Genomic DNA, 4,546 nt, shown 5'->3' with positions numbered 1-4,546 from the left:
ATATATGGTATTATACATTTTTGAATTTAAAATATAGTTTTATAGGTGCTTAAAATGCTAAATGAAGATGATTATAATGTTTTAAAGAGTAGTTTAATAGATTCACAAAGGCTTTTTGATAAGCTTAACAGTGTATCAAATAAAGCTAATGAACTTGATTATGATGAGAGTGGCTTGTACTCTGATGAAGAAGAAATATTAGAGAGACATTGGTTAAAGCTTAGCTCAAAAATCATAGATGCACTTGGAAAATCTCTAGAAGCCTACAAGATAGAACTTTTAAAAAACAAAAGCTTAGAAACTAGAAAATTATCAATAAATTTAGTAAAAGAAAATGAAGTTAGTAAAATTATAGTAGATTATAGTGAAGATGCTTCACTTAGCATCTCACAAATTAGTTGATATTATAAATATAAAGGAGAGTAATAATGGGTAGAGCCTTTGAATATAGAAAAGCGTCAAAATTAAAAAGATGGGGAGCAATGTCAAAATTGTTTCCAAAACTTGGTAAGATAATTACAATGGCTGCCAAAGAGGGCAGTAATGACCCAGATATGAACTCTAAGCTTCGTACAGCTATTATAAATGCAAAAGCTGAAAATATGCCTAAAGATAATATTGAAGCAGCTATAAAAAGAGCATCTGCAAAAGATACTGCAAGTATGTTAGAGGTAAACTTTGAAGGTAAGGCACCACATGGTGTTTTGATTTTTATAGAGTGTATGACTGATAATAATACAAGAACCGTTGCTAATGTTAAAAATATACTTTCTAAGCACGGTGGAGAACTCTTAACTAATGGATCATTAGAATTTATGTTTGATAGAAAAGCTCTTATTGAATTTTCTTTAAAAGATGGAATGGATCTTGAAGAATTAGAACTTGAGTTAATAGATGCAGGACTTGAAGAGATAGAAGCTGAAGATGGAGTTTGTTTAGTTACTAGTGACTATACAAGTTTTGGAACTCTTACAGAAGCTCTTGAGAGTATGGATATTGAAATAACAAAAGCAAATTTAGAAAGAATGGCTAATGTGCCAGTAAGTATTACAGAAGCTCAGCAAGTTGATATTGATAAAATATTAGAAAAATTAGAAGATGATGAAGATGTGCAAAAGGTTTTTACAAATCTATCATAATTAATCATATGCAATATATAAATAAAACATATACAAATACTCTTGAGGTAAAGCAATCTAAGTTTATTGCTTACCTTATCTCTTTCACAGACTTCAAAAAGACATTAAATTTACTAAAGCAAGAACATCCAAAAGCTAGACATTTTGTAGTAGCATACAGATATCTAAATGAGTTTAATCAAATAGTAGAACATTCAAGTGATGATGGGGAACCAAAAGGAACATCTGGAAAACCTTCTTTATTTGTACTACAAGGCTCAGACATAATCAATAGTGCAGTAATTATTGTCAGATACTTTGGAGGCACTAAACTTGGCACTGGCGGTCTTGTCCGAGCATATAGTGATGCTGTAAATTTAGTTGTTGAAAAAGCCGAATTTTTTGAGTATAAAGAAGAAAAAGAAATTAAAATATATTTTGAATACTCAAACATCAGAATAGTTGAATATGATTGTTTAGCATTTGATATTACAATTGTTGAAAAAACTTTTGATGTAGGTGCAATTTATAAATTAAAAGCTTCGAGAGAGAGTATTGAAAGGTTGTTAAATAAATTGGACAGATTAGTAAAGCTTGTAGAGTAGATAAAAATATCTACCTACCTTGAACTGCATTACCCATGTCCCACATAGGTAAAAATATACCAAGAGCTAAGAGAATAACCATAGATGCAATGATAAGTAACATTATTGGTTCTATGGCTTCGGATAGACCATCGATAATAGCATCAAATCTCATTTTGTAATACTCCGCAACCTTCTTTATCATAGTATCTAATGTACCACTATCTTCTCCAGCTCTAACCATTTGTATAATCATATTCTCAAAAAGTTTAGTTTCTGCTAGACCAGTGTTTAATGTACCACCTTTTTCAACAGTCATTCTAACTGAGGAAAGTTTTTTCTTGAGTGGCAAGTTGTCGATCATAGATATAGAAGTTTCAAGTGCTTCAGCAATTGGAATTCCGGCACGAATAAGTTCTGAAAAAACTAGAGTAAAACGGCTAAGTGTAGAGAACTTGATAATGTTATTTATTAGATATGTTTTAAGTAAAAATTTATGCCATCCAAATCTAATATCTTTGTAGTTATTAATAAGATATTTAAAAAGCGTAAAAGCTAAAAAGAGTGCAGCTAAAACATATGGACCATAGTTGTTAAATAAATATTCTAGTGTTAATAATATTTGAGTAGGCATAGGAAGCTCAGCATTTAATGACTCAAATATATCTTTAAATTGTGGAACAACATAAGATATTAGAATGGTAAATGCTATTGCCATTGCAATCATTACATTTCGAGGATATGCCATAGCTTTTTTAAATTTTATAACATTTGCGCGAATTTCTTCAAGCATATCTGCTAATGCGTAAAGTGATTCATCTAAATTACCTGTTTTTTCACCAAGTTGTACCATGGCAATTGTAAGGTTTCCAAGTTCAAAACGAAAGTTTTCCATAGAAGCAGACAAGGAATGACCTGCATTAATATCATCTGCCAATTTTCCAAAGACATGTTTTAAAGCTTGATCATCAGTTGAAGCTGCAATTTCACTAAGTGAATCATGAATAGATATACCAGCATTTGTCATAACTGCTAATTGTCTAATTGAAGCGATTTGAGCATCTGGCTTTATTTTTCTTTTTTTAATATTTTGAAAAAAGTTTGTTTTAAATCTTTTAAATTGTGCTTCTAAAGGCTCTTTGCCTTCAATGACTTTTATAATTAATCCAGAGTGTTTTAACTTGGCATAATCATTAGCTTCTTTTCTATCTTTAGCATATAATGGTATCTCTTCTCTTTTACCCTTTGTAAGAATAGTTGCAATAAAATATTTCATCCTTTAGCCACCCTTAGTACTTCTTCAATACTTGTAATGCCATCCAAAGCTTTTTGAATTCCATTTTCAAATATTCCTATAAAAACATCCTTAGTTGCCTGCTCTAACATGGCATCTTTAGGTGCACCTTTTGCTATTAGTGATGATAGCTCTTCCGTAACATTTAAAACCTCGCAAATCATCTCTCTTCCCATATATCCTGTATCATTACACTCTTTACAACCTTTACCTTTGTAAAATACTGAATTCTCAGGTATAAAGTTTTCTAATTCTTCTAAAGTAGAAGATGGAATTTTTTCTATTACCTTACATTTGTTACATATCTTTCTTACTAGTCTTTGAGCTTGTATAGCTACTAAAGCGCCACTAATTAGATAGTTTTCTATTCCCATATCAACCATACGAGGGATAGCACTAATTGAATCATTTGTATGTAAGGTAGAAATAACCATATGTCCGGTTAAAGCAGCTTTTATCGCAATTTCCAAAGTTTCTTGATCGCGAATTTCACCAATCATAATCTTATCTGGATCTTGCCTTAGAATTGATCTAAGAGCATCTGCAAAACTAAGACCAACTTTTGGATTAACTTGTACTTGCTGAATCAGATTCATTCTATACTCTACGGGATCTTCTACGGTAATAACCTTATCTTCTACATTTCTCAGTTCGTTGAGTGCTCCATACAATGTTGTAGTTTTACCACTTCCGGTAGGTCCAGTTACTAAAATGATTCCAAAATGCTCTTTAAGACCCTTTAATAGTTTGTTATAGCTCTGAATCCATACCTGCATCTTCGAGCCTTACAAGTGCCTTCTCTTTATCTAAAACACGCATAACAATAGACTCACCATATAAAATTGGTAGGGTAGATATACGAAAGTCATATTCTCTTTGCCCAACAGCAGTCGAAAAACGTCCATCTTGAGGCTTTCTTTTTTCAGCAATATCTAGATTAGCTAATAGTTTAAGTCTAGATGCTAAGGGTGGATATATATCTTTTTCAAAAATAAATATCTCAGCTAGTTTTCCATCAACTCTAGCTCGAACTACACAGTTTTTCTCTGTTGGCTCTATATGTACATCACTAGCTCTACCACGGATACAAGCTTTTAAAATAACATCAATTAGTAAAAGTATTGATGAAGCTTCTTGTTGTTCTTCAATAGAGTTTATAGAATTTAATTCATCACGTATTTTTGTCACTAAACCTTTTACACTATCTTTTAGCTCAACCTTAAATAAATATGACTGTATTTGTTTTTTTGTAGCAGTTGCAATTTTTACGATTTTTCTCGGGAATAGTCTCTGAATGGCTTCTTGTGCTTCTATATTAAGTGGATCACTAAAAGCAATGATTACATGCATATCATCTTGAGATATTGGCAAAGAAATATATTTTTTTAGCTGTGCTAAGGGAACACGACTTGTTAGTTGGTAGTCCATATCAATTGCATCTAAATCTAAAAAAGTATAATGGTTCCCTTTTTCAAGACCAGTAAAACAAGTTTTCTTATTTCACCTCTTTACGATACCAGTGGTAACAGTTTTTGTCTCCTAGGGTCTAA

The 4,546-nt window shown here is 31.5% G+C and carries 6 protein-coding genes; 3 read left to right on the top strand and 3 right to left on the bottom strand.

Going from position 1 to position 4,546, the window contains the following annotated elements; genetic code table 11:
• Positions 1–54 precede the first annotated feature (54 nt).
• Genes QZZ48_RS14225 through QZZ48_RS14215 form a run of 3 tightly spaced genes read left to right on the top strand, consistent with a single transcriptional unit; the run spans position 55 to position 1,723 of the window.
• Positions 55–402, top strand: a complete 348-nt coding sequence (locus QZZ48_RS14225; RefSeq protein ID WP_294966918.1) for a hypothetical protein — start codon at positions 55–57, stop codon at positions 400–402.
• A gap of 26 nt (positions 403–428) precedes the next feature.
• Positions 429–1,139: a YebC/PmpR family DNA-binding transcriptional regulator gene (locus QZZ48_RS14220; protein WP_294966917.1), complete on the top strand. Its 711-nt coding sequence runs from the start codon at positions 429–431 to the stop codon at positions 1,137–1,139.
• An 8-nt stretch (positions 1,140–1,147) separates the two neighbouring features.
• Positions 1,148–1,723, top strand: coding sequence for a YigZ family protein (locus QZZ48_RS14215; protein ID WP_294966916.1), 576 nt, complete (start codon positions 1,148–1,150; stop codon positions 1,721–1,723).
• Positions 1,724–1,733: 10 nt separating this feature from the next.
• Here the strand turns inward: QZZ48_RS14215 and QZZ48_RS14210 are convergent, their stop codons facing one another.
• Genes QZZ48_RS14210 through QZZ48_RS14200 form a run of 3 tightly spaced genes read right to left on the bottom strand, consistent with a single transcriptional unit; the run spans position 1,734 to position 4,424 of the window.
• Positions 1,734–2,978, bottom strand: a complete 1,245-nt coding sequence (locus QZZ48_RS14210) for a type II secretion system F family protein (RefSeq protein ID WP_294966915.1) — start codon at positions 2,976–2,978, stop codon at positions 1,734–1,736.
• Positions 2,975–3,772, bottom strand: a complete 798-nt coding sequence (locus tag QZZ48_RS14205; protein WP_294966914.1) for a GspE/PulE family protein — start codon at positions 3,770–3,772, stop codon at positions 2,975–2,977. Before QZZ48_RS14205 ends, QZZ48_RS14210 begins: the two co-directional genes overlap by 4 nt.
• Complete coding sequence (locus QZZ48_RS14200; protein WP_294966913.1) at positions 3,747–4,424, bottom strand: ATPase, T2SS/T4P/T4SS family; 678 nt, start codon at positions 4,422–4,424, stop codon at positions 3,747–3,749. The genes QZZ48_RS14205 and QZZ48_RS14200 overlap by 26 nt, the downstream gene beginning before the upstream one ends.
• Positions 4,425–4,546: the final 122 nt, after the last annotated feature.

The sequence above is a fragment of the Sulfurimonas sp. genome (assembly GCF_016744025.1).
In the GTDB taxonomy this organism is placed as follows: Bacteria; Campylobacterota; Campylobacteria; order Campylobacterales; family Sulfurimonadaceae; genus Sulfurimonas.
The sequence above is the reverse complement of the archived record's forward strand: the minus strand, read 5'-3'. Positions and strand labels throughout refer to the sequence as shown.

Bases quoted from the DNA above. Each gene is read 5' to 3' on its own strand.
- QZZ48_RS14225 (WP_294966918.1), top strand. From the start codon at position 55: ATGCTAAATGAAGATGATTATAATGTTTTAAAGAGTAGTTTAATAGAT.
- QZZ48_RS14215 (WP_294966916.1), top strand. From the start codon at position 1,148: ATGCAATATATAAATAAAACATATACAAATACTCTTGAGGTAAAGCAA.
- QZZ48_RS14200 (WP_294966913.1), bottom strand. From the start codon at position 4,424: ATGGACTACCAACTAACAAGTCGTGTTCCCTTAGCACAGCTAAAAAAA.
- QZZ48_RS14220 (WP_294966917.1), top strand. From the start codon at position 429: ATGGGTAGAGCCTTTGAATATAGAAAAGCGTCAAAATTAAAAAGATGG.
- QZZ48_RS14205 (WP_294966914.1), bottom strand. From the start codon at position 3,772: ATGCAGGTATGGATTCAGAGCTATAACAAACTATTAAAGGGTCTTAAA.
- QZZ48_RS14210 (WP_294966915.1), bottom strand. From the start codon at position 2,978: ATGAAATATTTTATTGCAACTATTCTTACAAAGGGTAAAAGAGAAGAG.